26 protein-coding genes and 3 tRNA genes are annotated in these 25,380 nt (G+C 65.0%); 19 read left to right on the top strand and 10 right to left on the bottom strand.

The features are described 5' to 3' along the window. Positions 1–43: 43 nt before the first annotated feature. The 3 genes from ACFOOR_RS01005 to ACFOOR_RS00995 are packed head-to-tail and all read right to left on the bottom strand — an operon-like array spanning position 44 to position 3,134. Positions 44–745 carry a GTP-binding protein gene (locus ACFOOR_RS01005; protein WP_343163612.1) on the bottom strand — a complete coding sequence of 234 codons (702 nt, stop codon included), beginning with the start codon at positions 743–745 and terminating at the stop codon, positions 44–46. Positions 746–795: 50 nt separating this feature from the next. Further along, positions 796–1,920, bottom strand: a complete 1,125-nt coding sequence (locus ACFOOR_RS01000) for an acyl-CoA dehydrogenase family protein (protein ID WP_343163613.1) — start codon at positions 1,918–1,920, stop codon at positions 796–798. A 29-nt stretch (positions 1,921–1,949) separates the two neighbouring features. After that, on the bottom strand, positions 1,950–3,134 hold the full coding sequence (locus ACFOOR_RS00995) for an acyl-CoA dehydrogenase family protein (protein WP_343163614.1): 1,185 nt from the start codon (positions 3,132–3,134) through the stop codon (positions 1,950–1,952). A 149-nt stretch (positions 3,135–3,283) separates the two neighbouring features. Here ACFOOR_RS00995 and ACFOOR_RS00990 point away from each other — a divergent pair, with 149 nt between their 5' ends. Beyond that, the gene (locus ACFOOR_RS00990) at positions 3,284–4,306 is read left to right on the top strand and encodes a COX15/CtaA family protein (RefSeq protein WP_343163615.1); all 1,023 of its coding nucleotides are present in this window, start codon (positions 3,284–3,286) and stop codon (positions 4,304–4,306) included. Here ACFOOR_RS00990 and ACFOOR_RS00985 read toward each other — a convergent pair. Together ACFOOR_RS00985 and ACFOOR_RS00980 are read right to left on the bottom strand one after the other, a co-directional pair. Continuing rightward, positions 4,303–5,220, bottom strand: a complete 918-nt coding sequence (locus ACFOOR_RS00985; protein WP_380213549.1) for a hypothetical protein — start codon at positions 5,218–5,220, stop codon at positions 4,303–4,305. The genes ACFOOR_RS00990 and ACFOOR_RS00985 overlap by 4 nt on opposite strands. 59 nt (positions 5,221–5,279) lie before the next feature. Next, entirely contained in the window at positions 5,280–6,695 is a 1,416-nt protein-coding gene (locus ACFOOR_RS00980) for an alkaline phosphatase PhoX (RefSeq protein WP_343163617.1), read from the bottom strand. A gap of 217 nt (positions 6,696–6,912) precedes the next feature. On the opposite strand from ACFOOR_RS00980, the gene rplM reads away from it, so the two are divergent. The 3 genes from rplM (at position 6,913) to ACFOOR_RS00965 (ending at position 8,515) form a co-directional block, all read left to right on the top strand. Then, positions 6,913–7,377 carry a 50S ribosomal protein L13 gene (rplM, locus tag ACFOOR_RS00975; protein WP_343163618.1) on the top strand — a complete coding sequence of 155 codons (465 nt, stop codon included), beginning with the start codon at positions 6,913–6,915 and terminating at the stop codon, positions 7,375–7,377. A gap of 2 nt (positions 7,378–7,379) precedes the next feature. Continuing rightward, positions 7,380–7,880 carry a 30S ribosomal protein S9 gene (gene rpsI / locus ACFOOR_RS00970; protein WP_343163619.1) on the top strand — a complete coding sequence of 167 codons (501 nt, stop codon included), beginning with the start codon at positions 7,380–7,382 and terminating at the stop codon, positions 7,878–7,880. Positions 7,881–8,194: 314 nt separating this feature from the next. Then, positions 8,195–8,515 carry a hypothetical protein gene (locus ACFOOR_RS00965; RefSeq protein ID WP_343163620.1) on the top strand — a complete coding sequence of 107 codons (321 nt, stop codon included), beginning with the start codon at positions 8,195–8,197 and terminating at the stop codon, positions 8,513–8,515. A gap of 55 nt (positions 8,516–8,570) precedes the next feature. Here the strand turns inward: ACFOOR_RS00965 and phaC are convergent, their stop codons facing one another. Continuing rightward, entirely contained in the window at positions 8,571–10,535 is a 1,965-nt protein-coding gene (gene phaC, locus ACFOOR_RS00960; protein ID WP_343163621.1) for a class I poly(R)-hydroxyalkanoic acid synthase, read from the bottom strand. 101 nt (positions 10,536–10,636) lie between these two features. Between phaC and ACFOOR_RS00955 the strand changes: the two genes are divergently transcribed. The 10 genes from ACFOOR_RS00955 to ACFOOR_RS00910 all read left to right on the top strand — a co-directional run bounded on the left by ACFOOR_RS00955 (position 10,637) and on the right by ACFOOR_RS00910 (position 16,405). Next, the gene (locus ACFOOR_RS00955; protein ID WP_343163622.1) at positions 10,637–10,960 is read left to right on the top strand and encodes a hypothetical protein; all 324 of its coding nucleotides are present in this window, start codon (positions 10,637–10,639) and stop codon (positions 10,958–10,960) included. A gap of 29 nt (positions 10,961–10,989) precedes the next feature. Continuing rightward, a complete protein-coding gene (gene glpX, locus ACFOOR_RS00950; protein ID WP_343163623.1) occupies positions 10,990–11,946 on the top strand; it encodes a class II fructose-bisphosphatase in 957 nt (318 codons plus the stop codon). Continuing rightward, positions 11,946–13,739: a single-stranded-DNA-specific exonuclease RecJ gene (gene recJ / locus ACFOOR_RS00945; protein ID WP_343163624.1), complete on the top strand. Its 1,794-nt coding sequence runs from the start codon at positions 11,946–11,948 to the stop codon at positions 13,737–13,739. Before glpX ends, recJ begins: the two co-directional genes overlap by 1 nt. Before the next feature lie 67 nt (positions 13,740–13,806). Then, a tRNA-Glu gene (locus ACFOOR_RS00940) sits at positions 13,807–13,881 on the top strand. A gap of 191 nt (positions 13,882–14,072) precedes the next feature. Further along, positions 14,073–14,597 (top strand): cold-shock protein, encoded by a 525-nt coding sequence (locus ACFOOR_RS00935; protein ID WP_343163625.1) that lies wholly within the window; start codon positions 14,073–14,075, stop codon positions 14,595–14,597. 62 nt (positions 14,598–14,659) lie between these two features. Continuing rightward, complete coding sequence (locus ACFOOR_RS00930; RefSeq protein ID WP_343163626.1) at positions 14,660–15,262, top strand: DUF192 domain-containing protein; 603 nt, start codon at positions 14,660–14,662, stop codon at positions 15,260–15,262. A gap of 44 nt (positions 15,263–15,306) precedes the next feature. Then, positions 15,307–15,383 (top strand) — tRNA-Pro (locus ACFOOR_RS00925). A gap of 21 nt (positions 15,384–15,404) precedes the next feature. Beyond that, the gene (locus tag ACFOOR_RS00920; RefSeq protein WP_343163627.1) at positions 15,405–15,710 is read left to right on the top strand and encodes an ETC complex I subunit; all 306 of its coding nucleotides are present in this window, start codon (positions 15,405–15,407) and stop codon (positions 15,708–15,710) included. A gap of 59 nt (positions 15,711–15,769) precedes the next feature. Further along, positions 15,770–15,846 (top strand) — tRNA-Arg (locus tag ACFOOR_RS00915). 28 nt (positions 15,847–15,874) lie between these two features. Then, a complete protein-coding gene (locus ACFOOR_RS00910) occupies positions 15,875–16,405 on the top strand; it encodes a dihydrofolate reductase family protein (RefSeq protein ID WP_343163628.1) in 531 nt (176 codons plus the stop codon). Here ACFOOR_RS00910 and metC read toward each other — a convergent pair. Then, positions 16,402–17,544 carry a cystathionine beta-lyase gene (gene metC, locus ACFOOR_RS00905; RefSeq protein ID WP_343163629.1) on the bottom strand — a complete coding sequence of 381 codons (1,143 nt, stop codon included), beginning with the start codon at positions 17,542–17,544 and terminating at the stop codon, positions 16,402–16,404. The genes ACFOOR_RS00910 and metC overlap by 4 nt on opposite strands. Positions 17,545–17,598: 54 nt before the next feature. On the opposite strand from metC, the gene ACFOOR_RS00900 reads away from it, so the two are divergent. After that, on the top strand, positions 17,599–18,660 hold the full coding sequence (locus tag ACFOOR_RS00900) for an amino acid ABC transporter substrate-binding protein (protein WP_343163630.1): 1,062 nt from the start codon (positions 17,599–17,601) through the stop codon (positions 18,658–18,660). On the opposite strand, the gene ACFOOR_RS00895 is transcribed toward ACFOOR_RS00900, so the two are convergent. Together ACFOOR_RS00895 and ACFOOR_RS00890 are read right to left on the bottom strand one after the other, a co-directional pair. Further along, positions 18,639–19,478: a sulfurtransferase gene (locus ACFOOR_RS00895; protein ID WP_343163631.1), complete on the bottom strand. Its 840-nt coding sequence runs from the start codon at positions 19,476–19,478 to the stop codon at positions 18,639–18,641. The genes ACFOOR_RS00900 and ACFOOR_RS00895 overlap by 22 nt on opposite strands. Beyond that, a complete protein-coding gene (locus ACFOOR_RS00890) occupies positions 19,471–20,478 on the bottom strand; it encodes a cysteine synthase A (RefSeq protein ID WP_343163632.1) in 1,008 nt (335 codons plus the stop codon). Before ACFOOR_RS00890 ends, ACFOOR_RS00895 begins: the two co-directional genes overlap by 8 nt. Positions 20,479–20,606: 128 nt before the next feature. Between ACFOOR_RS00890 and ACFOOR_RS00885 the strand changes: the two genes are divergently transcribed. Genes ACFOOR_RS00885 through ACFOOR_RS00870 form a run of 4 tightly spaced genes read left to right on the top strand, consistent with a single transcriptional unit; the run spans position 20,607 to position 24,130 of the window. Beyond that, positions 20,607–21,218 carry a cupin domain-containing protein gene (locus tag ACFOOR_RS00885; protein ID WP_343163633.1) on the top strand — a complete coding sequence of 204 codons (612 nt, stop codon included), beginning with the start codon at positions 20,607–20,609 and terminating at the stop codon, positions 21,216–21,218. A gap of 4 nt (positions 21,219–21,222) precedes the next feature. Continuing rightward, entirely contained in the window at positions 21,223–21,939 is a 717-nt protein-coding gene (locus ACFOOR_RS00880) for an SDR family NAD(P)-dependent oxidoreductase (RefSeq protein WP_343163634.1), read from the top strand. Positions 21,940–21,943: 4 nt separating this feature from the next. Beyond that, positions 21,944–22,606, top strand: coding sequence for a DUF6134 family protein (locus tag ACFOOR_RS00875; protein ID WP_343163635.1), 663 nt, complete (start codon positions 21,944–21,946; stop codon positions 22,604–22,606). A 3-nt stretch (positions 22,607–22,609) separates the two neighbouring features. Next, a complete protein-coding gene (locus ACFOOR_RS00870; protein WP_343163636.1) occupies positions 22,610–24,130 on the top strand; it encodes a cryptochrome/photolyase family protein in 1,521 nt (506 codons plus the stop codon). On the opposite strand, the gene ACFOOR_RS00865 is transcribed toward ACFOOR_RS00870, so the two are convergent. Further along, positions 24,125–25,375: a cyclopropane-fatty-acyl-phospholipid synthase family protein gene (locus ACFOOR_RS00865; RefSeq protein WP_343163637.1), complete on the bottom strand. Its 1,251-nt coding sequence runs from the start codon at positions 25,373–25,375 to the stop codon at positions 24,125–24,127. The two genes, ACFOOR_RS00870 and ACFOOR_RS00865, sit on opposite strands and share 6 nt — an antisense overlap. Between the last annotated feature and the right edge of the window lie 5 nt (positions 25,376–25,380).

The raw sequence follows: 25,380 nt of genomic DNA, 5'->3' as shown, positions 1-25,380 counted from the left end.
TTCATGGGCAGAATTCCCGCGCGGCGCGAATTTTGACCCGAAGCTAGTTTCCGCCGCGGGGACGCGGCGGCAGCGTCCTGGGTTCGGGGCGGATGGGCCGCATGCCGCCGACCATCGGGCTGCGGCGGCCGGGGACTGTGCGAGCCTCCAGCGCGGCATCCAGCATCGTTTCGAACGTGCCCGGAACACCGTCTGCCGTCAGCGCCGAGTTCTCGCGGTATGCTGTCGCACCGATAGCGGACGCGAGGGCTTCGCCTTCGGCGGTCGAGACCGGATCGGACAATGCGGCGTACGTGTTCGTGCGCAAATCGGTCTTCAGGCCGATCAGAACGATCGGCGCATCGGGCAGCGTTGCGCGGATTTCCGGAACCCAGACCGTCGAGACGTCTTCGAAGCTGCGCCGGCTGTTGACTGCGAAACACAGGCCGGCAACGTCGCTGCCGGCATAGCTGAGCGGGCGCAGCCTGGCATATTCAGACGAGCCCGGCGTGTCCCGGAGTTGCATTTCCTGAATGCCGTCTGCGCGCCGGACATTGGCCTGGTAATTGTCAAACACGCTCGGGACGTATTCGCCGGGAAAGACATTGCTTGTGTAGGCAATCAGCAAGGTGGTCTTGCCCACGGCCGAACTGCCGGCAAAGACCATCCTGACCGGAGCCGAGCCCGTCCTTCCCAGCGCGCTGCCGGGCACGACGAGTGAGAGCGCCGTTCCGCCCAGCGCGGTGAGAAGGCTCCGCCGGTTCATGCTGCCCTCCTGGGACTGACCGGCGGAACGCTAGCACGGTTTTGCGAGGCTCAATATCCGCTCGTGGTCGCGACCTTTTCGGCGTGGAACCGGTCGTCGCCCATGAATTCGCCGGCGGCGCGGGCGCGCTTGAAGAAGAAGCCGATTTCGTGCTCGTCGGTCATGCCGATGCCGCCATGCATCTGGATGGCCTCACCGGTGACGTGGCGCGAGACCTCGGTCGCCTTGGCCTTGGCTGCGGCGATCCACAGCGGAGCCTGGGACGGATTCTCGTCAAGCGTGCGCAGCGCCTTCATGACGAGGGAGTGCGCGAGTTCGATCTCGCCGAGCATGTGCGCGGCGCGGTGCTGCAGGCCCTGGAAGCTGCCGATCGGCTGGCCGAACTGGCTGCGGTCCTTGAGATAGGAGAGGGTGCGGTCGAACGCTTCCTCCGCCGTGCCGAGCTGTTCGGCCGCAAGGCAAGCGCGGCCGACATCGAGGACGTGTTCGAAGGTCGCCTGACCATCCGCCCCGCCCGACAGCATGGCGTCGCCGTCGAGTTTCACGTCGTTGAAGTCGATATCCGCCGGGACATGGCTGTCGACCGTGCGGCGCATCGTCTTCGAAACGCCCGCTGCTTTCGGGTCGACGAGGAAGAAGCCGACGCTGTCATCCTCGAGCCGGGCCGCGACGATCAGCATGTCGGCGCCGTTGCCGCAGGCGACGAAGCGCTTCGCGCCATTGAGGCGGAAGCCGTTACCGTCCTTGGTGGCCCGTGTGTCGATCGTGCCGGGGTCGTGGCGGGCCTTTTCGTCGAAGGCGAATGCGTAGACCGCTTCGCCCGCGGCGATCTTCGGCAGGTGTTCGCCTTTCTGCGCGTCCGATCCGGCGAGACGGAGAAGCGTGGCCGACAGGATGGCCGACGGGATGAAGGGCGTCGCGGCGAGGGTGCGGCCCATTTCGCGCAGCAGCACGCCCGCGGCGGTGAATCCCATGTCGACGCCGCCGAATTCTTCCTCGATGACGATGCCGTTCCAGCCCATTTCGGCCATGCTGCGCCATACCGCATGCCGGAATCCGTCCTTGCAGCCTTCGTCGCGCAGGCGGCGTAGCTCGGAGACGGGCGACTTGGCAGCGAGGAAGTCCTTCGCGGAGTCCCGCAGCATCTGTTCTTCTTCGGTGAGTACGAAGCTCATGGATCAATTCCGTGTCTTGATGCGGTCGCTCAGGCGCCCGGCAGGTTGAGAACGCGCTTGGCGAGGATGTTCAGCTGGATCTCGGACGTGCCGCCCTCGATCGAGTTGGCGCGAGACCGCAACCAGTCGCGGGCCGGTCCGCCGTCGGACGGGTCCGGTCCTTCCCAGAGCAGGCCGTCTGCCCCCATGGCCGACAGGTTCAGCTCGTGGCGGCGTTTGTTCAGTTCGGTCCCGATATATTTCAGCATCGAGGCTCGCGCGCCGACACCGTGACCGGCATCGCTTTCATCCTTCACCCGGCGCATCGTCGCCTCGAAGGCGAGCGCGTCGATCGTCAGGCGCGCCACGTCGGCGCGCAGGATCGGGTCGGCGATGCGGCCCTTCGCGTCGACCTCGCCGGACTTGTGCGCGGCGACGACCGGATTGAGCCCGCCTGACATGCCGCCGGCACCCACGATATTGGTGCGCTCATGCGACAGCAGGTATTTGGCGATGTCCCAGCCCTTGCCGGCGGTGCCGATCAGGTGGGATTTCGGAACCTTCACCTCGTCGAAGAAGGTCTCGCAGAAGGGCGATTTGCCTGAAATCAGCTTGATCGGCTTGGTCGTGACGCCTTCGGACTCCATGTCGATCAGCAGGAAGGAAATGCCTTCATGCTTCGGCTTGTCCGGTTCGGTGCGGACCAGGGCGAAGATCCAGTCTGCCTGATCGGCATAGCTGGTCCACACCTTCTGGCCGGTCACCTCGTAATGGTCGCCCTTGTCGACCCCCTTGGTGCGCAGCGATGCCAGGTCGGACCCGGCCCCCGGTTCGGAATAACCCTGGCACCAGCGGATCTCGCCGCGGGTGATCTGCGGCAGGTAGTGCCGCTTCTGCTCCTCGGTGCCGTATTTCAGAAGCGCCGGTCCGAGCATCCAGATGCCGAAGGAGGTGAGGGGATCGCGGGCACTGATCGCCTTCAGCTCTTCCTTCAACACCTGTGCCTCGTCGCCCGACAGGCCGCCACCGCCGTATTCCTTCGGCCATTGCGGCGCGGTCCAGCCCTTTTCGGCCATGCGACCCAGCCAGAGTTTCTGGTCGTCACTGGCGAATTCGAACTTCCTGCCGCCCCAGCAGACGTCTTTCTCGTCCTTCACGGGCTGGCGCATGCTGGCCGGGCAGTTGGCCTCCAGCCATTCGCGGGTTTCCTTGCGGAAGGAATCCAGATTGCTCATGTCTCTCCCCGAACAAACTCTTTGTTCGAAACATTAGCGCACTCGGCGCGATTGGCGAGAGGCAGACGCGGTGCGGCGCATCGGCGCGGGTGGCTTGCTTTAACGCGCGCCTGGGGTAAGTCCGCCTCGACATTGAACAGGACGTGCCGATGACGACTGCCCCGGAAACCAGCAAGGCCGTGTCGAACTGGCTCATCGTGGTCGCGATCATGGTCATCGCGATGATCCTCGTCGGCGGAGCCACGCGCCTGACGGACTCCGGCCTGTCCATTACTGAATGGCGGCCCGTCACCGGTGTTGTGCCGCCGCTGACCCATGAAGGCTGGCTGGATGAGTTCGAGAAATACCGGTCGAGCCCGGAATACCAGCTTCAGAATGCCGGCATGACGCTCGGAGAGTTCGAATTCATCTACTGGTGGGAGTGGGGTCACCGCTTCCTCGGCCGGATGATCGGGCTGGTCTTCGCGCTGCCGCTGTTCGTCTTCTGGGTTCGGGGCATGATCCCGGCGGGCATGAAGCCGAAACTGCTCGGCCTGCTGGCGCTTGGCGGCCTTCAGGGCTTTGTCGGCTGGTGGATGGTCGCGAGCGGTCTCGTCGACCGGGTCGATGTCAGCCAGTACCGGCTGGCTGCGCACCTCTCGCTGGCCTTTGTCATTCTCGGCGTGACGCTCTGGCTCGCCCTGTCGGCCCGTTTCGGGACGGCCCCGGGCAAGACCGGACGGCTGACGCCGCTGGCGCTCGCCTTCTGGGCTGCGGTGATGGTCCAGATTGCGCTCGGCGCCTTCGTGGCGGGGCTCGATGCCGGGCGGATCTACACCACCTGGCCGGGCATGGAGGGACGGATCATCCCGGACGGCTATCTCGCCGGTCTGCCCTGGTATCAGGCGATTTTCGAAAGCCACGCGGCGGTCCAGATGCACCATCGCTGGATGGGCTATCTGGTCGGCCTGTTCGCTTTCGTCGTGGCCTTCGCCTTCTGGCGTTCGAGCGACCGGACGCTGAAGGGGCTGTCGCACGCCATCGCGGCGATGGTCGTCATCCAGATCGCGCTCGGCATCGTGACGCTCGTGCATGCCGCGCCGCTGTCACTGTCGCTGATCCACCAGCTGGGCGCGGTCGTGCTCTTCCTGCTTGCAGGAAGCGCGGCCTGGCGCGCGCGGCGCGCGGCCTAGCCGCCGAGGCTGTCGGGTCCAGCATTCGGGGCGAGGGCGCGTGCAAACGTCTCGCGCGCGATGAAGCGGATGCGATTGTCCGCGCCGTCGACCACGGCAACGATGCCGGACTGGTAGGCCGTGCCGCCATAGGACTCCGCCGACATCGTCACGGAGGCGGGCTGTTCGACCCCCGGTGTCGACATGCCGTCAACGATCCGCACATTCTGCAGCACCGTCAGGTCGCGCCCGTCGAGAATGGCCAGTCCGCCCGTCGTGCCGCCGGCTGCGATGACGACCGGCCGGCCAAGCAGCATTCCGGCTGTCAGGCCTTCAGCGCTCGGTCCGCCGCGCGCCTCGACCGTGCCGGCGGCGCTGATGCGCGTGACCGACAGGGTCGGACCCGCGACGTAGAGTTCGTCCTGGAAGCTGGCGCAGGTGCGGGCCGGGGCGGGCAGGGTGTAGCTGCCGGTCTGTTCGGCGCCGATCAGGTCACCGCCGGTATCGCGGATGCGCCATGTGGTGACGCGCGCCTCACGGCCGAGCACGGCGATGTCGAGATGGCCGGGCGCTTCCTCGATGAAGCAGACGGCCGCTGCGCCGCCGTTCGGCTCGATCGCGGCAAGGGGGGCTTCGATCGCGGTCGGCTCGGATCGCACCAGGACGTAGCCGCGCACGCTGCCGGTCGACGGTTCGACGCCGACGATCAGCGGCAGGCTTTCACCGCGCAAGGCAAAGCCGGGGGATACGGCCAGCGAGTTCAGGCGCGGGCCCGTCACACGCTCCAGCGCTTCCCCGTCGACGTTGAAGATGTCGAGTCCGCCATCGACCGGTGCCGACACGATCAGGCCGGCCCAGGGCGTTTCCGCATTCGGCACGAAGGCCACCGCGCCGGACCCGCCGGCGACCGCGTCCATTGCTGCCGTGACAGTCACCTCGACCGCGTCGATGTCCTGTTCGGGTTGGTCGCTGACCTCGCCCGGGTCGCAGGCGGTCAGGCCGAGCGCGGCTCCGAGGAGCGCTGCTGCCAGGGCCCGCGGATGGCGAAGGTACGCGAAGGACTGGATTGCACGTTCAGGAAAAGCACCGAACCGTCGGGAGAAAAGCATGGACCGCAAAACTCGCTGTAGCTGACCTCGTCGCCTTCGGCGGACGGGACCGCAAAGGCATTGCGCGCAATGGTATAGATGCGTCCTTCCGGCGTCACGCCGCGAATGTACTGCTCGAACGGGCCGTCCTCGGCGATGATGACGTCGCCCCAAGGCGCGATCGTGAGATTGTCGCAATATTCCATCAGATTCGTGTCGCCACTCTCGACGAAGAGCTGGAGCCGCCCGCCCTCGCCATCGGGCTGGAAGCGGAAGATCTGTCCCACGCGCAGCGCGCCGCCATCGGTACAGGTGAAATAGAGCTCGTTCTCGCCCCACCAGCAGCCTTCGCCGCGGGTGAATTGCGCCGCGCCGGCAGCGACATGGCGCGGGGCGATGTCGTTGTCGGGGTTGTCGATGCCCTCGACATCGATCCACTCGCATTCATACCACTCGCCCGGCGACATCGAGGCAGCGGACCAGTTGCGGGTGTCGAAACCGGGGCGGCCCCGGATCGCCAGCGCCTGCAGGCGGCCTCCGCGCCACAACTGGCCCGGCACGTCGGGGATGAAGCGGTAGAACAGGCAGGACTCGTTGGCGTCCTCGGTCTGGTAGACGATGCCGGTCGCGGGATCGATGGCGCAGGCTTCGTGGCGGAACCGCCCGAGGCCGCGCAGCGGGATCGCCTCGACCAGTTCGTCGGCGTCTGCGGGCACTTCGAAGACATAGCCGTGGTCGCGGCTGTTGGTTTCGCCGGCGCGGACGGTGGTCTCCTCGCAGGTCAGCCAGCTGCCCCACGGGGTCGGGCCGCCGGCGCAATTGTCGTAGGTCCCGCCCAGCGACAGGAATTGGCGTTCGATCTCCAGCGTTTCGGGATCGAGGACCAGCGTCGTGGTGCCGCCATGGTGCGGTGTGCCGTCCGGCGCGACGTCATAGAGCTTGCCGGCGTCGATAAGGGAGAGGCGCGCATTGCCCGGGCCGAAAGGCGAGCGGTCCTGCTGCGTGAAGCGAAGCTCGTGATTGCGGATCAGGGCAATGCGGCCGTCGGCGCGTTCGAAGGCCGCCATGCCGTCGAAATCACCGGGGGTGAGAAGGCCGTCGGACATTTCCTCGCCCTCGGTCGAAATCACCTGGTAGGAGAAGCCGCGCGGCAGATCGAGCAGGCCGTCCGGGTCGCGGTAGAGCGGACCAAAGCCTTCCAGCTCCGCGCCGACGCCGTCGAGCGGTTCGCGGCGGCTGCAGCCAGACAGGGCCAGAAGGCCGGCGAAGGCGGTGGTCGTGGCGGCGGAAGTCCGCAGGAAATTACGGCGCGACAGCTTCATGGTCGTGGTCCTCTCTCTTGCGACCGGAGTTAAGGCAAAACCGGGCAAATGGGGAGACAGTCACGGAAATTTCGTGGATACGGTAACTAAATACCGCATGGCTAACCCCCTGTGACTGCGTTTGTTTTCGCGCCGGTGTTGACCGAAGTGCGAACTGCGTCTAGATGGCGCGCTTCCGCAGAGAGGGATCGCTCCCTCCAAGCACAAGAGACACGTCATGAAGACCTATTCCGCCAAGCCCGCGGACGTGGTGAACAACTGGATCGTCGTCGACGCGCAGGACGCTGTCGTCGGCCGTCTGGCGGCGTTCATTGCCACGCGCCTGCGCGGCAAGCATCGCCCGGACTACACGCCGCACGTCGATCTGGGCGACCACGTCATCGTCATCAATGCCGAGAAGGTCCGCTTCACCGGCCGCAAGATGGGCGACAAGCGCTACTACCGTCACACCGGTTACCCGGGCGGTATCAAGGAAACCTCCCCGGAGAAGATCCTGGGCGGCAAACACCCGGAACGCGTTGTCGAACTCGCCGTGAAGCGCATGCTGCCGAAAGACAGCCCGCTGGCGCGTGACCAGTTCTCCAAGCTGCGCGTCTATGCCGGCTCGGATCACCCCCATGAAGCGCAGAAGCCCGAAGCGATCGACTTCAAGGCGCTCAACACCAAGAATGCGCGGAGCTGATCATGGCTGAGCAAACCCGTTCCCTCGAGGACCTGAAGGACGCGCTGAAGAAGTCCGACGCCCCGGTTTCCGCCGCGGTCGCCGAAGAAGCGCTTCCCGAGCCGAAGATCGACGCGCTTGGCCGCGCCTACGCGACCGGCAAGCGCAAGAACGCCATCGCGCGCGTCTGGATCAAGCGCGGCAATGGCAAGGTCACGGTCAATGGCCGCGACCAGGAAGTCTATTTCGCCCGCCCTGTGCTGCGGATGATGATCCGCCAGCCGTTCGAGGCGGCCGAGCGCGTCAACGAGTTCGACGTGATCTGCACGGTCACCGGCGGTGGCCTGTCGGGCCAGGCCGGCGCGGTGCGTCACGGCATCTCCAAGGCGCTGACCTATTTCGAGCCGGAACTGCGCAAGCCCCTGAAGGCGCGCGGCTTCCTGACCCGCGACAGCCGCGTGGTCGAGCGCAAGAAGTACGGCCGGGCCAAGGCACGCCGCAGCTTCCAGTTCTCGAAGCGCTAAACTTCCGACGATTGTTGGAAATGGAACGGGCGGCTCCCAATGGGCCGCCCGTTTTGTTTTTGTGCGTTACCGCTATTCTGCAATTGAATGTTCGGGTTCGGTGCAGAAGAGGGACGGGCCACCGATGCAGCGAAAGCACGCCTTCTTACTGACCACGGCGTTCTTGCCAGTATCGATCTTACTGGCCGTGCTCGTCGGGGTATTTGTCGGACCCGAATGGTATCTGATCCTGTGGGCCGTGATTTTCCTAGGAGCTTGGGGACTGCGGCAGGCTTGGAAGTCGGTTGGTGACGCTGCCGCGAAAGAGATGGACGATGAGCGATGATGCCGTTCAAGCAATGACCCAAAGTCAACGTGACGCTTGGATGGCGTTTTGCGAACAGTTCAACCTCAGTTGGGAGTTTGTTGACCTTGAAGATTTTGGGGTGACGAGCAGTCAGCCGGTCCTGAAAATCAGTAGCGCGAAAAGCCCGGCCGGAATTCTCATTTTACCGCCGGGATCCAAAGTCATGCAGTTTTCGGATCGAATAATCGCTGCCGGTTATGGCTTCTCGGTAGTTGATGTCCCGATGGTTGCCGATGATCTTGAGCGGTTTCGAGGTGAGGAGATGCTTGCTGACTGGGGGCTGATCTGACAGGCACCACGACCGCTCACGTCAGAAAGTAGAGGCTCCGACCTTCCCGGCCATATCAACTCCGCACCTTCACGTATTCGCCGGGGGCATCGCAGATCGGGGGGTACTTCTTGCTGCCGGCCTGGCGGGCGGGGACGTCTTTGCCCGAGCGGGTGTAGAGCCAGTCGCGCCAGTGCATCCACCAGGAGCCGGGATGCTCCTCGGCGCCCTTGATCCAGTCCTCGACCGTTCCGGGCAGGCCGGCATTGGTCCAGTGCTGGTATTTGTTGGCGCCGGGGTGGTTGATCACGCCGGCGATGTGGCCGGAGCCGGCCATCATGAACTCGACCGGGCCGCCGAACAGCTTCGCGCCGCGATAGACGGACGGGTAGGGGGCGATGTGGTCGTCCTTGCTGGCTTGCATGAAGATCGGCGTTTTCACTTTCGACAGGTCGAGCGTGTGGCCGCCCAATTCGACCTCGCCCTTCGACAGCTTGTTGTTCCGGTACATCGTGTCGAGATACCAGAGGTGCAGCGCCTTGGGCATGCGCGTCTGGTCGGCATTCCAGAACAGCAGGTCGAAGGCCTGCGGCTGGCGGCCGAGCAGGTAGTTCGACACCACGAAGGACCAGACGAGATCGTTCGACCGGAGGAGGTTGAAGGTGTCGGCCATGGTCCGCCCGTCGAGCACGCCGCCCTGGGCGTCCATCAGCCGCTCGATCTCGGCGATCCAGGCCTCGTCGACGAAGAGAAGGAGGTCGCCGGCCAGTTCGAAATCGGTCTGGGCGGCGAAGAAGGTCGCGGTCTCGATCCGGTCCGCTTCGCCGCGCGCTTCCAGCAAAGCGAGGGCGGAGGCGAGCATCGTCCCGCCGATGCAATAGCCCACCGTGTGGGCGCTTTTCTCGCCGGTAATCTCCTCGACCACGTCGAGGGCGGTGAACAGGCCCTCATGGATATAGTCGGCGAAAGTCTTGTCCTTCAGGCTGGCGTCGGGATTGACCCAGGAAATGAGGAAGACGGTGAAGCCCTGCTCGGTGAGCCATTTCACCATCGAACTCTTCTCGCGCATGTCGAGAATGTAGAATTTGTTGATCCAGGGCGGCGCGAACAGGATGGGGCGCTGCTTCACCGTTTCGGTGACCGGCGCGTACTGGATCAGCTCCATCACCGCGTTGCGGAAGACAACCTTGCCCGGCGTCGTGGCGAGATCCTCGCCGATGCGGAAGCCTTCCAGATCGGTCTGGCTGAGCGCCAGGCGGCCGCCGCCGCGTTCGAGGTCCGCCATCAGATTGGCGAGGCCCTTGGTGAGGTTCTCGCCCTTCGACTGCATCGTCTCGCGCAGCACATCGGGATTGGTCAGCGCGAAATTGGTCGGCGCCATCGCATCGGTCATCTGCTTGGTCAGGAATTCGACCTTGCGTTTGGTCGCGTCGTCGACGCCGTCCACCCCGTGGACGAGGCCCATCATGAAATTCTGGTTCAGGAGGTAGGACTGCTTGATGGCGTCAAAGACGGGATGCGAGGTCCAGTCGGCGCTGCGCCAGCGCTTGTCGGACGGGTCGGGTTTGACGACATCCTCGGCCTCGCCGGAGACCATCTTCTTCGTGGTCGAGGTCCACAAGTCGAGATAGCCCTTGAGGAGGCCGGCCTGGGCCTGCATCAGCTTGTTTGGATCGGAGACGATCTGGCTCCAGACCTCGCTGAATTCAGGGGCGTTGTTGAACGCGTCCGCGCGCGGCATCGAGACTTCGCCAGAGAGCGCCTGACGCATCACGTCCGTCACCAGTTTCTGCGACTTCAGCGAGGCCTGCATCAGATTGCGCGACATGTGGTCGAGCGCTTCGAGATCGGCTTCCGACAGCGATTCCCAATTGGGCAGGGGCGGCACGGCGGCTTCGGCTTCGGGGGCCGGTTTCGCCCTGGCTGCGGTTTCGGGCTTCGGGGCGGCCTTGGCTTTCGGCGCGGCCTTCTTCACGGACTTCGCAGCCGGTTTGCGGGCCGGGTTGGCCTTTGCGGGCTTCTTGGCGGGCTTGCGGGCCATGTGGACTTGTCCCTCATGTCTGCCGGGCGCAAGCGGCGGGTGACAGCGCGGTTCCAGAGCGTATAGATAGCACCGCGCGCGTCCAGCGCCGGAGAGGCCGCATGACCCGATTCTTCCTGCTTTCGTCAGCCCTGCTTGTTGCAGCGTGCGCGACGCCGGACCTGCCTGACGGGCCGGACGGCGCGCCGCAATGGTATGACGAACAGCTGGAAACCGCCGACCGCACCGCCACCGCGCCGCAGACCATCCCGTCGCGCAGCCTCGACCCGGCCGAGGATTCGCGCCGCGCCGCGTCGATGGAAGACGTGCTCGACGCGCGCGACGCGCTGAACGAGGCCGATCGCGCCCAGCCTGTGGATGCGCAGACCGAGGCCTATGCGAACGCGCAGCGTCCGCTTACGACGCCGCCGGACCGCGACGACTGATTCCCGCCCCTGACGGAGACGCCCTGACGATGAGCGACGCCTACGCCCTGCAATCCCTTGCCTTTGCCGCTGCCCGCGCGGCCGAGTCCGCGGCCATCGCCGCCCACGCACTTGTCGGCCGCGGCGACAAGGAAGCCGCCGATCAGGCGGCCGTCGATGCGCTGCGCACCGGACTGAATGCCATGCCGATGCGCGGCCGGATCGTGATCGGCGAGGGCGAACGCGACGAAGCGCCAATGCTCTATATCGGCGAGGAAGTCGGCACGGGTCAGGGGCCGGAGATCGACATTGCGCTCGATCCGCTGGAAGGCACGTCGCTGACCGCCAAGGGCCAGCCGAATGCGCTGGCCGTGCTGTCGCTCAGCCCGCGCGGCGGCCTCCTGCACGCGCCGGACACCTATATGGACAAGATTGCGGTCGGGCCGGGCCTGCCGCGCGGCGTCGTCGATCTCGACAATTCGGTCGAGGACAATATCCGCTCGCTCGCCAAGGCGAAGGATTGCGACGTGACCGAGATCACCGCCTGCGTCCTCGAGCGCGAACGCCATGCGAAAATCCTGTCGGAACTGAAGCGGCTCGGTTGCCGCGTCATCCTGATTCCGGACGGCGATGTGGCGGGCGTGATCGCGACGACCGATCCCGATACCGGCATCGACATCTATATGGGCCAGGGCGGCGCGCCCGAAGGCGTGCTCGCCGCGTCGGCGCTGCGCTGTGTCGGCGGTCAGATGCAGACGCGTCTCTTCTTCCGCAATGACGACGAACGCGCACGCGCCGCCAAGCACGGCGTTTCGGATCTCAATCGCAAGTATTCGCTCAACGATCTGGCGTCGAAGGACTGCATGTTCATCGCGACCGGCGTGACCGATGGTTCGCTGCTCGACGGCGTGCATTTCACCGGCGAATTCGTCGAGACCGAGACGCTGATCATGCAAAGCTCCGACAAGTCGGTGCGGCGCCTCTTCTCGCGCAAGCCGAAGGGCTGATGGCGGCGGAGACGATAACCGCCCCCCACGGCGCCTTTCTCGGCGTCGAAACCTCGCTCGCCGGTCAGGCCTGGCGGCTGCGCATCGCGGACGAGGCGCAGGTGCGCGACATCGCCCGTATGGCCGGCGTCAGCGACCTTGTCGCCCGGGTGCTGGCGGCGCGCGGCGTCGCGCCCGATGCCGCCGCCCGCCATCTTGATCCGCGCCTGCGCGACTTCTTCCCCGATCCGTCCAGCTTTCAGGACATGGATCTCGCCGCGGCAAAGATCTGGGACGCGGTGGAGGCCGGACGGTCGATCACCGTGTTTGCCGACTACGACGTCGATGGCGGCACCTCGGCGGCACAGCTGATCCGCTGGTTCCGCCAGGTTGGCGTCGATGCCGGCATCTATGTTCCAGACCGGATCAATGAAGGCTACGGCCCGTCCGCCGAAGCGTTCGAGACGCTCAAAGCGCACGGGACGGATTTCGTCATCACGGTGGATTGCGGGGCCACGGCCGGTGCCGCGCTTGATGCCGCACGCGCGCTCGGGCTCGGCGTCGTGGTGGTCGATCACCACCTGATGGGGGCGGACCTTCCCGTCGCCGATGCGGTGGTCAATCCGAACCGGCTGGACTGCGCCTCCGGGCAGGGGCATCTGGCCGCCGCCGGTGTCGTGTTCGTCCTGCTCGCCGCGCTCAACCGGGAGGGCCGCAAGCGCGGCAGTTTCGAAGGACACAGCGAGCCGGACATTCTGGCGCTATCGGATCTCGCCGCGCTCGGCACGGTCTGCGACGTGGTCGCGCTCAGCGGGTTCAATCGCTCGGTGGTCACGCAGGGCCTGAAAGTCATGGGCTGTTGGGCCAATCCCGGCCTGCGCGCGCTGGCTGAAGTGTCCGGCGTCAAGACGGCGCCCGGCGTCTACCACGCCGGATTCCTGCTTGGCCCGCGGATCAATGCCGGCGGCCGGGTCGGGCGTTCCGATCTCGGCGCACGCCTGCTCTCGACCGACGATTTCGACGAAGCGATGGAAATCGCGGTCGAGCTCGACCGGCTGAACGCCGAACGCAAGGCCATCGAGGCCGATGTGATCGAACAGGCCACGGCGCAGATCGAACGCAGCGGGCACAATGCCGGTCCGGTCCTGGTCGTCGACGGGCCGGGCTGGCATCCCGGCGTGATCGGAATCGCGGCAGGCCGGATCAAGGATCGCTATGGCCGGCCGACAGTGGTGATCGGGGTCGAGAACGGCCTCGGAAAGGGATCGGGACGGTCGGTACCCGGCGTCGATCTGGGCCGGGCCGTGTCCGAAGCGCGGGCTGACGGGCTGCTGGTCGCCGGCGGGGGGCACCCGATGGCGGCCGGCCTGACCATCGAGGAAGGCCGGATCGCCGATTTCACCGAATTCCTGAATGCCTGTCTGGCGCCGGAATGGGACAAGGCGGCCGATGCGCGTGCGCTGAAGCTCGACGGGCTGATGTCTCCGGCCGGAGCGACGCAGGCCTTCGTGGATGAACTCCAGCGCGCAGGGCCCTTCGGACAAGGCTATTCCGAGCCGCGATTCGCGATCGGACCGGTTCGCGTGGCCTATGCCGAACGGGTTGGCGGAGCGCATGTGCGCTTCTCGCTGGCGGGCGAAAGCGGGGACCGGGTTTCCGGCGTGGCATTCCGTTCGGCCGACACGCCGATCGGTGAGGCATTGCTGGGCGGTGATGGTCAGCGCTGGTATGCGGCCGGGCGTATCAAGCTCGATGAATGGCGGGGCCGGAAGCGGGTCGAATTCCACCTCGAAGACCTCGCTGCAACGGAGTGAAAATCGGCCGGACTGGGTGCTTGCATCCGAAAAACTGCCGCTATATAGAAACGCCTCTCGTGACCGCGGGCCCTTCGTCTATCGGTTAGGACGCTAGGTTTTCAACCTGGAAAGAGGGGTTCGATTCCCCTAGGGCCTGCCACGCGACCCCCCGAGACAAATCCATGCCGGACCCCATTTGCCGGGGTCGGTCCGGTGACGAGATCCATGCACCCGTGAGCAGCCGGCATTCGCCGCGCTTGTGCCGCATAACCTTCCGTTCCCGGAAGGTCTTCCCGTATTTGGTTAATTCATGTTAAGACTTCCCCTGTGAGTTGTGCGGGGGAGTTGATCATGGCGCTTGAAACACTGGTCTGCGGTGAAAACGCTGGACCGCAGCGTGTGGCTGGTACGGTGAAATGGTTCGATCCGGCCCGGGGCTACGGGTTCCTCGAATCGGACGATGGCGAAGGCGACGTCCTGCTGCACGCGACGCGTCTGCGCGCGGCCGGACATGCCTATGCGCCGGAAGGCGCGCGGGTCGACTGCCTCGCCGTTAAAGGCCCCAAGGGGCGGCAGGCGCTGCAGATCCTGCACATGACGGGCGGCACGGCGGAACCGCCGCGGCCGCGCCGTTTTCATCCCGATTCCGAGGGGCATGATCCGCTGGTCGCCGCCACGGTGAAATGGTTCGACAACGGCAAGGGTTACGGCTTCCTGACCTGTGACGGGGTCGAGGGCGACGTGTTCGTCCATGCCGTGACCCTGCACCGGGCCGGCTTCGACGATGTGCGTGCCGGCGACAATCTGCAGGCCCGCTGCACGAATGGGCCGAAGGGATTGCTGGCGTCCGAGATCCGGCCGGCGGCGAGCGCCTGACACCGCCGAAGCACCGTCATCGCCGATTGCGCGGAAGACCTGTCGCGGCTAGCGTGCGCGCCATGCTGAAACACGCCCTTACCGCACTCGTTCTGCTGACCAGCGCGCCTGCGCTGGCGCAGCTGCCCGACGCCCGCCTGGAGGCCCAGCCGGGCGATCCGGCGCATCCCGAAACCGTCATCGATTTCGGCGACCCCCAGCCGCTGACGATCGTTACCGACGAGGCGGAAATCGCGATGTCGGTGCTGTTCGCCGACACCGATCCCGAGCGTGCGCGCGGACTGATGTTCCGCGAGGAACTCGCCGACGATTCCGGCATGCTTTTCGACTTCGAGACCGTCCGCCCGGTGTCGATGTGGATGCGCAACACGCTGATTCCGCTGGATATCGTCTTCCTGTCGGAAGAGGGCGTGATCGTGAAGATTGTCGCCAATGCGCGGCCGCACTCGCTGCGCCAGCTGTTGTCGGATTTCCCGGTTCGCGCCGTGCTGGAAGTACGCGGCGGTCTGACCGGTGAACTCGGCGTCATGCCGGGCGACCGGGTCGAACACGCCATGTTCCCGATGCCGGAGACGGATGAGACCCCTGAAGAGGAGGCGCCGGCTGACGACGCCGGAACCGACGCGCCAGCCGAGACCGAGCCCGGGGCAGCGGAAGAGGAATGAGCGGCTTGCGCCCCGGCGCGGTGCTTTCTAAGAAGCGGACAGTTCGGGGCGTGGCGCAGTCTGGTAGCGCATCTGCTTTGGGAGCAGAGGGTCGTTGGTTCGAATCCAGCCGCCCCGACCAATAACAGGCGAGGCAACGGGCATGTTCGCGACCATCTACAGACCGTCCAGAAACGCGATGCAGTCGGGCCAGGCGAAGATCCGCCACTGGGTGCTCGATTTTCCGCAAGGCGCGGCGCGCCGTCCGGACCCGTTGATGGGCTGGACCAGTTCGACCGACACCAAGGCGCAGCTGAAGCTGAAATTCGACACCAAGGAAGAAGCCATCGCCTATGCGAAGAAGCATGGCATTCCCTTCCGGGTGACCGAGAAGCCGGAGACCAAGCGCGTCGGGAAATCCTACGCCGCGAATTTCTCGGCCGATCGCCGCGAGCCCTGGTCGCACTAGACGCCCTGGCGCGATTTCGCGTTGGCCCCGTCGCCCGGCGGGGCTAGACCTTTGCCCACGCCTCCGTAGCTCAACCGGATAGAGCACCCGCCTTCTAAGCGGACGGTTGCAGGTTCGAGTCCTGCCGGGGGCGCCAGGACTTTTGGCATGCGGTGGTTATGGTCATGGCCCAGCTCGTTTATGCATTGAACCAGTCGCTCGACGGTGTGGTCGATCACACGGCGTTCGCGCCCGGCCCGCTCATGTTCCGCCATTTCATCGAAGAGGTGCGCACTCTGTCCGGAAGCCTTTACGGCCGCACGATGTATGAGGTCATGCGCTACTGGGACGAGACGCAGGCGGATTGGGATCAGGACGAGAGGGAATACGCGACGGCCTGGCGAAAACAGTCCAAATGGGTCGTTTCGCAATCTCTTGAAGCCGTCGGTCCGAATGCCACGCTTGTCAAAGGCGATCTGGGGGCTGCGGTGCGCCGGCTGAAAGCGGAAAGACCAGGCGAGATCGAAGTGGCCGGCCCAACTCTGGCGGGCAGTCTGTCCCGGCTCGGCCTGATCGACGAATACCGGATCTATCTCCATCCGGTCGTGGCCGGTGAGGGCAAACGGTATTTCGATAACACCCGGCCAACTTTGCGGCTGACCTCGCATGAGGAAATCGCTGAAGGCGTTGTGCGGCTGACCTACGCGCCAGCCTAGGCCTTGACCGCCGCAAACGCCGCTTCGATGTCCGCGATCAGGTCGCCCGGGTCTTCGAGGCCGATGGCAAAGCGGATGAGCGTGCCCACCGGCTTGCCGTGATTGCGTTTGATCTGCGGGTCGCAGTGAATGGCGAGGCTTTCAAATCCCCCCCATGAGAATCCGAGGCCGAAAAGTTTAAGAGCGTCGAGGAAGGCCTCGGTGCGCGCCCGGTCGAAATTCTTCAGCGTGACAGCGAAGAGGCCGCTGGCGCCGGTGAAGTCGCGCTGGAAGAGGGCGTGATCGGGATGGTCGCGCCGGGCTGGATGGATCACCGAGGAAACTTCCGGGCGATCCGCGAGCCAGTCGGCAATCTTCAAGGCACTCTCGCCCGAACGGGCGAGGCGGACACCCAGCGTGCGCAGGCCGCGCAGGGCGAGCCAGGCATCGTCCGGCGAGACGTGGCAACCGATCGTGCGCTCGTAATCCTTCAGCTTCTCCGCCGTTTCGCCGCGTGCCAGCGCGGCGCCCAGCAGGATGTCGGAATGTCCGCCGACATATTTGGTCAGGGCCTGGGCCGCGATCCCGGCCCCGAGGTCGAGCGGGTTCATCAACAGGCCCGCGCTCCAGGTGTCGTCGGCGATGACGACGGCGCCTACCTTTGCGGCAGCCTTTGAGATGGCGGGAATGTCCTGAAGCTCGAAGCTGAGTGATCCGGGCGATTCCACGAAGACGGCCTGAGTCTTCTCGTCGATCAGATCGGCAATGCCTGCGCCGATGCCGGGCGCGAAGAAGTCCGCTTGGACGCCATGGCGCGGCAGGATTTCGGTGATGAATTTCCGGGTCGGTCCGTAGACGCAGTCGGCAGCCAGAACGCGTCCGCCGGTCGAGGTGCAGGCCAGGAGGGGCAGGGTCATCGCCGACAGGCCGGATGGCGTCAGCATGCACCAGTCGGCGCCGTAGAGTTCGCACAGGGCTTCGCGCAGCGCGGTCTGCGAGGACAGTCCCATGCGCCCGTAATGCGGTTTCCCCGGCGGGGCGTCGTAGAGCGAGGCGGCACTTTCGGCGAGTACGGTCGAGCCGCGTTCCACGGACGGATTGACGAGACCACGGCCATCATGCGGCCGTCCGATGCGGGTAAGTCGGGTCTCCGGCTTCATTTTGCCCTCGCAGGTCTGTAGTAGTGGTGCGACAGCCTTAGAAGGCTCTGTGCCGTGACGCCAGTCTCACTCCTGTTTCCGGGCAAGCTGCGCCGGATCGTGTCTTTCATGACCGGCGCCCTCGCGGGCTTCGCGATGGACGCGCAGGAAGTCGCGAATTCCGGGGAGACGCTGCGGCTCATAGAATCGCGCGGCTATCTGCGCTGTGGTGTCGATGTCGGTCTCAGCGGCTTTGCCGAACGCGGCGCGGACGGGGTCTGGCGCGGTTTCGATGTCGATCTCTGCCATGCTTATGCCGCGGCAATCCTGGGCCGGGAAAGTGCGGTGCGCTTCGTGCCCCTGACGACGGCTGAGCGCTTCGACGCTTTGGCGGCCGAAGAGGTCGACATCCTGATCCGGAATACGAGCTGGACGTTCGAACGCGATGTGGGCATGGGCTTCGACTTTGCCGGCATCGCCTATTTCGACGGGCAGGGCTTCATGGCCCCCGCGGACCTCGGAATTACCAGCGCGCGCGATCTGCACGGCGCGCGTGTCTGCGTGCAGGGCGCGACGACAAGCGCACTCAATCTTGCCGACTATTCCGCGACGCACAGCCTCGACATGCAGACGTTGGAATATCCGACGGCGACCGCCGGCCTTGAGGCCTATGCGGCAGGCGAATGCGATGTCTACACCAATGATTTGTCGTCGCTGGCCGGGTTGCGCGCGAGCCTCGAAAACCGCGACGACCACATCCTTTTGCCCGACGTGATCTCGAAGGAGCCACTCGGCCCGGTGATCCGCGAAGGCGATGCCGCGTTCGAGGACGTCGCCCGCTGGATTCTCATCTCGCTGATCGCCGCCGAGGAATTGGGCGTGACGGCGGAGAATGCCCGCGCGCAGGCCGAGAACAATCCGAACCGGGAAATCCGCCGCCTGCTCGGCGCTGAAGGGAATTTCGGCGACCGCCTCGGGCTCGACAACCGTTTCGCGTTGCGGGCCATCGAAGCAGGCGGCAATTACGGGCAGATATTCGACCGCAATCTCGGGTCGGCATCACCGTTGCAGCTGCGCCGTGGTCTGAATGCGCAATGGACCGAAGGCGGTCTGCTTTACGCGCCGCCCTTCCGCTGAGGCCCGGTCTCGACCGGCGTATCGGGGCGCGATCCCCACTCCGCCCATGACCCGTCATAGACCGCCGCAATTATCCCCTCGCGCTCCAGCGCCAGAGCCAGAAGGCTCGCCGTCACACCCGATCCGCAGGTCGTGATCACCGGCTTGCCGGGTTCGAATCCCGGTGTCTGCGAAACCTTGCGGTCGCGCCGCATTGCCCTTTCCGGGGTCCAGAGGTCGAGGAAGGCGTGGCAGATGGCGCCGGGTATATGCCCGCTGCGCATGCCCTCGCGAGGCTCTGGAGACGCACCCTCGAACCGGGCGCGGGGCCGGGCATCGATGATGTTGGCACTGTCGGACTGGCTGGCGGCCAGGACAGCAATTCGATCCGCGACCCGTTCCGGGCGGAAAGTCGCAACATAGCCGGAAGAGGGGGTGGCTACTCCCGGTTCATCGGTGACCGGCCCACCGGCTGCGAGCCAGGCGTGAAGGCCGCCGTCGAGTACGCGGATGTCGTCATGCCCCATGACCTTGAACATCCACCAGACGCGCGGCGCGCTGAACAGGCCGATCCAGTCATACACGATGACCGGTGTGTCATTGGTGATGCCCAGCGCGTCCATGTGTGCCGCGAAGACTCCCGTCGAAGGCAGCATGTGGGGCAGGGGATTGCCCGTGTCCTTCACCGTGTCGATGTCGAGCGGAACAGCGCCGGGGATGTATCCGTCGTGAGCCGGTTGCGGCCCGGCCGGGAAGGTCCAGGTCGCGTCGATGAAGACGGTCCGGCCGTCGCCGTGACGGTCGAGCGCTTCCTCGGCGGCGACAAGAGGATCAGTCATTGAGCCAGTCCGGAACCGGCATTCCCTTTTCCTTCAGGAATTCCGGGTTGTAGAGCTTCGACTGATAGCGCGAGCCGTGGTCACACAGTATGGTCACGATGGTGTGGCCCGGCCCCATATCCTTCGCCAGCCGCATCGCTCCGGCGATGTTCACGCCCGAAGAACCGCCCAGGCACAGGCCTTCCTCCTTCACCAGGTTGAACAGGATGGGCAGGGCTTCCTCGTCCGGGATGCGGAAGGCGGTGTCGACCTCCACGCCTTCGAGATTCTTCGTGATCCGGCTCTGACCGATGCCCTCGGTGATCGAATTGCCCGAGGCGCACAACTCGCCTTCGGCATAATAGCCGTAGAGCGCCGCGCCTCCCGGGTCGGCCAGACCGATCCGGATATCCCTGTTCTTCGCCTTGAGCGCCATTGAGACACCGCCCAGCGTGCCGCCGGACCCCACCGCGCAGATGAAGCCGTCGACCTTGCCTTCGGTCTGGTTCCAGATTTCCGGAGCGGTGGTCTCGGCGTGGGCGGCGCGGTTGTCGGTGTTGTCGAACTGGTTGGCCCAGATCGCACCATGGGGTTCGGTCCTGTTCAGCTCCTCGGCCAGCGTGCCGGAATAGCGGGCGTAGTGGTTCGGGTTGGCATAGGGGACGGCGTCCACCTCGATCAGTTCCGCGCCGAGCAGCCGGATCGCGTCCTTCTTTTCCTTCGACTGGGTGCGGGGAAAGACGATGACGGTGCGGTAGCCCAACGCGCCGGCCACCAGCGCCAGTCCGATGCCGGTATTGCCGGCCGTGCCCTCAACGATCGTACCGCCTGGTTTGAGCGCACCCGAAGCTTCCGCCTTGCGGATGATGCCGAGCGCGGCGCGGTCCTTCACCGAGCCCCCTGGGTTGAGGAATTCGCACTTGCCGAGAATGGTGCAGCCGGTCTCTTCCGAGGCCCGCTTCAATTTGAGAAGCGGCGTGTTTCCGATGAGATCGATGACGCTTTCGGCCGGTGCGGTCATGGCAAAATTCCTCGCTGTCTGTTCGGCAAGCTAGGGAGCGGTTTGGCCTGCCGCAATGCGCGCCTGGCGAATTGATCCAATTCACCCCCTGCTGCGTAAACCCTGCAGACAGCATGGAGACTGCCTGCGTGACCGCCATACCTGATGATAGCTGGTTCGCGGATTACGCCGCCGGAGCGGGTCCGGCGGCGGTTCGCACGCTGATATCCGCCCAGATCGAGATCAATTCTGCCGCGGCGCGACGCGCCGCCTTCTTTGAAGCTGTTGCCAGCGAATTCGCCTTCCGAGACACAGTCACGACCGAAGCCGTACCGGACCTGCTCGACGAGCATCTCCGCATTCCCGAGCCGCAGCCCGATCCGATCTATCCCGCCGCCTTGGCGCGTTATGGCTTCACGAGCGACCGAAAGCCCTGGCGCAGCCATCTGGGCGGGGTCAGTGCACGCAAGATCAAGCGATTGTGCCAACCGGGCGTCGATGCCCGGCTGTTCCGGTTTGCGCCGGGGGCGGCAATTCCGCAGCACGATCACGGCGGTGAGGAACTGACCCTCGTCCTCACCGGCGGCTTTGCCGACGAGAAGGGCGTGTATCACCGCGGCGACGTCGCCATCGGCCGGGCCGGCGAGGCACACACGCCCATGGGGCTGCCCGGCGAGCCCTGCGTCTGTTTCGCGGTCTCCGTCGGTGGATACCGTTTCCGCAACCCGATCATGTCGCTCGCCGCACGCTGGCTGGAGTAGTCCGATGACCACGTTGATCTTCGGCGCCACCGGCGGAGTTGGCGCGGCTCTCGCCCGGCGCTTGTCTGCGCGCGGCAAGCGTCTCCACCTGGCGGGCCGCGACGGCGCGAAGCTATCGGCGCTTGCATCGGAACTGGGGACCCAGGGGACGGTCTGCGACGTTCTCGACGACGATGAGCTCGCCGCTGCGGCCGATGCCGCCGGACCGGATCTGTCGGGTCTGGCCTTCTGCGTCGGATCGATCGATCTGGCGCCGCTGCGCCGGGTCGAACGCGAGCTGATGCGCAAGAGTGTCGAACTGAACGCCATCAGCGCAGCGATGGCCCTGAAAGCGGCTGAGGGCGTCCTGAAGAAGAATGGAGGCTCTGCCGTATTGTTCTCTTCGGTCGCCGTGGCACAGGGCTTTGCCCAGCACGCCGCGATCTCCGCGGCCAAGGGGGCGGTCGAGGGTCTCGTGCGCGCCGTTGCCGCGGAATGGGCGCCCAAGGCACGGATCAACGCCATCGCGCCAAGCCTGATGAAGACCGGGATTGCCGAACCGATGACCGCGAACGCGGCGGTCGCGGAGGGTATTGCGAAAATGCATCCGATGGCACGGCTGGGTGAGGCTGACGACGCCGCCGCGCTGGCGGATTTCCTGCTGTCGGAGGACGCAGGATGGATTTGCGGTGAAGTGTTTGCCGTCGACGGGGGACGTGGACGGGTCAGAAGCAGAGGATGACCTGATGAAACGCCTGATGATTTCCGCGGCGATGCTGCCATTCCTGGCCGCTCCCGCCCTGAGTGCCGACTACGCCCCGCGCGCGGGCTCCGTGATTGCCTTCGACGTCATGCGCGGCGACAGCCCGATGGGCACGCACACGATCACGTTTGAACGCGAGGGCGAGCGCCTGGTGGCCACCACCGACGTGGACCTGCGCGTCAGTTTCGGTCCCGTCACCTTCTTTCGATACGCGCACGAAGCCCGCGAAGTCTGGATCGGAGACCGCCTTGTCTCGTTTCGTTCCGAGACGTTCAAGGACGGCAACGACCTTGATGTCGAAGCCGAACGCACCGGTGACCAGCTCGCCATCGACGGCATGACCTATGACGAGGAGCCGGTGTCACTGACGCTGCCCGCAACGCTTGCGCTGTCGAGCCACTGGCGCGGCTATGACCCGTCCGCCGACGTGATCTTCAACACCGAAACCGGCCAGGAAATGGAGGTCGAGATCGAAGAGCTCGGCACCGAAACGGTCACGGTGATGGGGCGGGAAATCGAAGCCAGGCGCATTCGCATGGCCGGCTCGCTGACGGTCGATCTGTGGTACGGGCCAGACGGAGAGTGGGTCAGGTGCGCGTTCGAGGCGCGCGGCGAAACCATCACCTATGTCCGCCGGGATGCCTGATCCGTGGCCGTGCTGCGGCTGATCCTCGGTGATCAGCTCGATCCCCATGTCGCCGCGCTGAAGGACACGGACAAAGACGCCGACCTGATCCTCATCGCGGAGGTGATGGAAGAGGCGAGCTATGTCCGTCATCACAAGAAGAAGATTGCCTTCCTCTTCTCCGCAATGCGCCATTTCGCGGCCGAACTCGAACACACGGGACATGACGTCCGCTATGTGACGCTCGATGCCAAGGGCAATTCCGGTTCGCTCAAGGGCGAGGTCGCGCGGGCGCTGACATGCGGATCTTTCGACAGGCTGGTCGTGACCGAGCCGGGCGAATACCGGCTCAGGGCCGATATGGAGACCTGGTCAGACGCGCTCGGCCTGCCGGTCGAGATCCGCGAGGATGATCGTTTCATCTGTCCGCACGAGGACTTCCGCAACTGGGCGCGGGGCCGCCAGCGCCTGACAATGGAGTATTTCTATCGCGAGATGCGGCGCAAAACCGGCCTGCTGATGGACGGCGACCAACCGGTGGGCGGGCAGTGGAATTACGACCGGGAAAACCGCAAACCGCCGAAGAAGGGGCTGAGCTATCCCCGGCGTGCCGCTTGCCGCATCGACGACAAAACGGCGGAGGTGCTTGCCCTCGTCGCCGAGCGGTTTGCTGATCATCCGGGCGACCTCGAGCCCTTCGGCTTCGCAGTGACGCGCGAGGAAGCGATGCGCGAGCGCGATGCCTTTATGGAGAAGGCGCTGCCGCATTTCGGCGATTATCAGGACGCGATGGTGGCTGGGGAGCCTTGGCTCTACCACTCGGTCCTGGCGCTCTACATGAATTGCGGACTGCTCGACCCGCGCGATGTCTGCGAGCGCGCCGAGCAGGCCTGGCGAGACGGGCATGCGCCGCTCAATGCGGTCGAGGGCTTCATCCGGCAGGTTCTCGGCTGGCGGGAATATGTCCGCGGCCTCTACTGGCTGAAAATGCCGGACTATGCCGAGAGCAATTTCCTCGATGCCCAACGCACGTTGCCGGACTTCTACTGGACGGGTGAAACGGATATGGCGTGCCTGGCCGATGCGATCGGTACGACGCTGAAACATGCCTATGCGCACCACATCCAGCGGCTGACGATCACCGGAGCTTTCGCGCTGATGGCAGGCATTCGCCCCAGCGCGGTCGAGGCGTGGTATCTCCTGATCTATGCCGACGCCTATGAATGGGTCGAATTGCCGAACACGCACGGCATGGCGCTGTTCGCTGATGGCGGGCTGATGGCGACGAAGCCCTATGCGGTGTCCGGCAGCTACATCAACAAGATGAGCGACTATTGCGGGTCATGCGCCTACAATGTGAAGGACAAGACCGGCAAAAAGGCGTGTCCGTTCAATTATCTCTACTGGGATTTTCTGTCGCGAAATGAGGAGCGCCTGAGGGACAATCACCGGCTGGCAATGCCCTACAGGACGCTCGAAAAGATGGATCCGGCACTGGTCGCGGCGATGCGCGCCGAGGCGGCACGCTTTCTCGACGCTCTATGACTTCGCCAGTGCGTATTGCGCGACGTCGATCCGGCCCGTCCTGAAGCCGGCCTCGCAATAGCTGAGGTAGAATTTCCACATCCGGCGGAAGCGTTCGTCGAACCCCATCGGCTGGATCGACTCCCACCGAGCCTCGAAGCGCTCATGCCATTCTGCCAGCGTGCGGGCATAGTCGAGTGCGAAGCTCTCGACCGTCTTCAGCGCCAGCTTCGCCCGGTCGAATTCCTCGTTCAGCTTGTCCTTTGACGGCAGAATGCCGCCCGGGAAAATATAGCGCTGGATGAAGTCGGCGCGCCTGGAATAGGCCTCGAAGATGTCGTCGCGGATCGAGATGATCTGAAGGCCGGCCTTTCCGCCCGGCTTCAGCACTTCGGAGACCTTCGCGAAGAAGGACGGCCAGTATTCCTGGCCAACCGCTTCGAACATCTCGATTGACGCAACCCGGTCGTAAGTGCCGGTTTCGTCGCGGTAATCCTGAAGCTTGATCTCGACCCGGTCGGAAAGCTGCAACCGCTCCATCCGTTCGATCGCGTATTCGCGCTGCGAGGGGGAGAGGGTGAGGCAGGTGACCCGGGCGCCGACATCACGCGCGGCGTATTCGGCGAAACCGCCCCAGCCGCAACCGATCTCGAGCACGTGGTGGTCTTTCTCAAGCCCGATCATCTCGGCGAGCTGGCGGTATTTCGACCGCTGCGCGTCCTCCAGTGACTGGCTGTCGCTTTCAAATCGCGCCGAGGAATAGGTCATCGTCGGGTCGAGCCACTGCTCGTAGAAATCATTCCCGAGGTCGTAGTGCGCCTCGATATTCTTCCTGGCACCCTTGCGCGTGTTCGGCCGCATGCGGTGGTAGATCCAGTGCACGAAGCGCTGCACCGGCCCGCCCTTGGCGAGATTCGGTTCGTTGTCGAGATTGGACGAGAAGAGTTCGAGGAGGGCGGTCAGGTCGGGTGTGTCCCACTGATTGGCCATATAACCTTCGGCGAAGCCGATATCACCGCCGGCGGCTGCGCGGCCGATGCAGCGATAGTCGTGAATGACGAATTCGGCGTCGGGGCCGGGTTGCCCGCCCTCGAACATCAGCGCCTTGCCGTTCGGCAATGTGACCGTCAGCGTCCCGATGCGGATTTTCAGCAGCATCCGGAAGGCGATCCGGGCGGTCGCCGGGACTTGTCTGAGACGCGAAAGAACCTCGCGCGTGGCGATTTCCACATTCGAGGCGCGGGCGGTCATCGTGACGTCGGCCATGAGCA

Source organism: Hyphobacterium vulgare (genome assembly GCF_042643335.1).
In the GTDB taxonomy this organism is placed as follows: domain Bacteria; phylum Pseudomonadota; class Alphaproteobacteria; order Caulobacterales; family Maricaulaceae; genus Hyphobacterium; species Hyphobacterium vulgare.
The sequence above is the reverse complement of the archived record's forward strand: the minus strand, read 5'-3'. Positions and strand labels throughout refer to the sequence as shown.

What these genes read in the sequence shown, in the direction of transcription:
- ACFOOR_RS01005 (WP_343163612.1), bottom strand. Translation starts at nt 745, where the DNA reads ATGAACCGGCGGAGCCTTCTCACCGCGCTGGGCGGAACGGCGCTCTCA.
- ACFOOR_RS01000 (WP_343163613.1), bottom strand. Translation starts at nt 1,920, where the DNA reads ATGAGCTTCGTACTCACCGAAGAAGAACAGATGCTGCGGGACTCCGCG.
- ACFOOR_RS00995 (WP_343163614.1), bottom strand. Translation starts at nt 3,134, where the DNA reads ATGAGCAATCTGGATTCCTTCCGCAAGGAAACCCGCGAATGGCTGGAG.
- ACFOOR_RS00990 (WP_343163615.1), top strand. Translation starts at nt 3,284, where the DNA reads ATGACGACTGCCCCGGAAACCAGCAAGGCCGTGTCGAACTGGCTCATC.
- ACFOOR_RS00980 (WP_343163617.1), bottom strand. Translation starts at nt 6,695, where the DNA reads ATGAAGCTGTCGCGCCGTAATTTCCTGCGGACTTCCGCCGCCACGACC.
- rplM (WP_343163618.1), top strand. Translation starts at nt 6,913, where the DNA reads ATGAAGACCTATTCCGCCAAGCCCGCGGACGTGGTGAACAACTGGATC.
- rpsI (WP_343163619.1), top strand. Translation starts at nt 7,380, where the DNA reads ATGGCTGAGCAAACCCGTTCCCTCGAGGACCTGAAGGACGCGCTGAAG.
- ACFOOR_RS00965 (WP_343163620.1), top strand. Translation starts at nt 8,195, where the DNA reads ATGAGCGATGATGCCGTTCAAGCAATGACCCAAAGTCAACGTGACGCT.
- phaC (WP_343163621.1), bottom strand. Translation starts at nt 10,535, where the DNA reads ATGGCCCGCAAGCCCGCCAAGAAGCCCGCAAAGGCCAACCCGGCCCGC.
- ACFOOR_RS00955 (WP_343163622.1), top strand. Translation starts at nt 10,637, where the DNA reads ATGACCCGATTCTTCCTGCTTTCGTCAGCCCTGCTTGTTGCAGCGTGC.
- glpX (WP_343163623.1), top strand. Translation starts at nt 10,990, where the DNA reads ATGAGCGACGCCTACGCCCTGCAATCCCTTGCCTTTGCCGCTGCCCGC.
- recJ (WP_343163624.1), top strand. Translation starts at nt 11,946, where the DNA reads ATGGCGGCGGAGACGATAACCGCCCCCCACGGCGCCTTTCTCGGCGTC.
- ACFOOR_RS00935 (WP_343163625.1), top strand. Translation starts at nt 14,073, where the DNA reads ATGGCGCTTGAAACACTGGTCTGCGGTGAAAACGCTGGACCGCAGCGT.
- ACFOOR_RS00930 (WP_343163626.1), top strand. Translation starts at nt 14,660, where the DNA reads ATGCTGAAACACGCCCTTACCGCACTCGTTCTGCTGACCAGCGCGCCT.
- ACFOOR_RS00920 (WP_343163627.1), top strand. Translation starts at nt 15,405, where the DNA reads ATGTTCGCGACCATCTACAGACCGTCCAGAAACGCGATGCAGTCGGGC.
- ACFOOR_RS00910 (WP_343163628.1), top strand. Translation starts at nt 15,875, where the DNA reads ATGGCCCAGCTCGTTTATGCATTGAACCAGTCGCTCGACGGTGTGGTC.
- metC (WP_343163629.1), bottom strand. Translation starts at nt 17,544, where the DNA reads ATGAAGCCGGAGACCCGACTTACCCGCATCGGACGGCCGCATGATGGC.
- ACFOOR_RS00895 (WP_343163631.1), bottom strand. Translation starts at nt 19,478, where the DNA reads ATGACTGATCCTCTTGTCGCCGCCGAGGAAGCGCTCGACCGTCACGGC.
- ACFOOR_RS00890 (WP_343163632.1), bottom strand. Translation starts at nt 20,478, where the DNA reads ATGACCGCACCGGCCGAAAGCGTCATCGATCTCATCGGAAACACGCCG.
- ACFOOR_RS00880 (WP_343163634.1), top strand. Translation starts at nt 21,223, where the DNA reads ATGACCACGTTGATCTTCGGCGCCACCGGCGGAGTTGGCGCGGCTCTC.
- ACFOOR_RS00875 (WP_343163635.1), top strand. Translation starts at nt 21,944, where the DNA reads ATGAAACGCCTGATGATTTCCGCGGCGATGCTGCCATTCCTGGCCGCT.
- ACFOOR_RS00865 (WP_343163637.1), bottom strand. Translation starts at nt 25,375, where the DNA reads ATGGCCGACGTCACGATGACCGCCCGCGCCTCGAATGTGGAAATCGCC.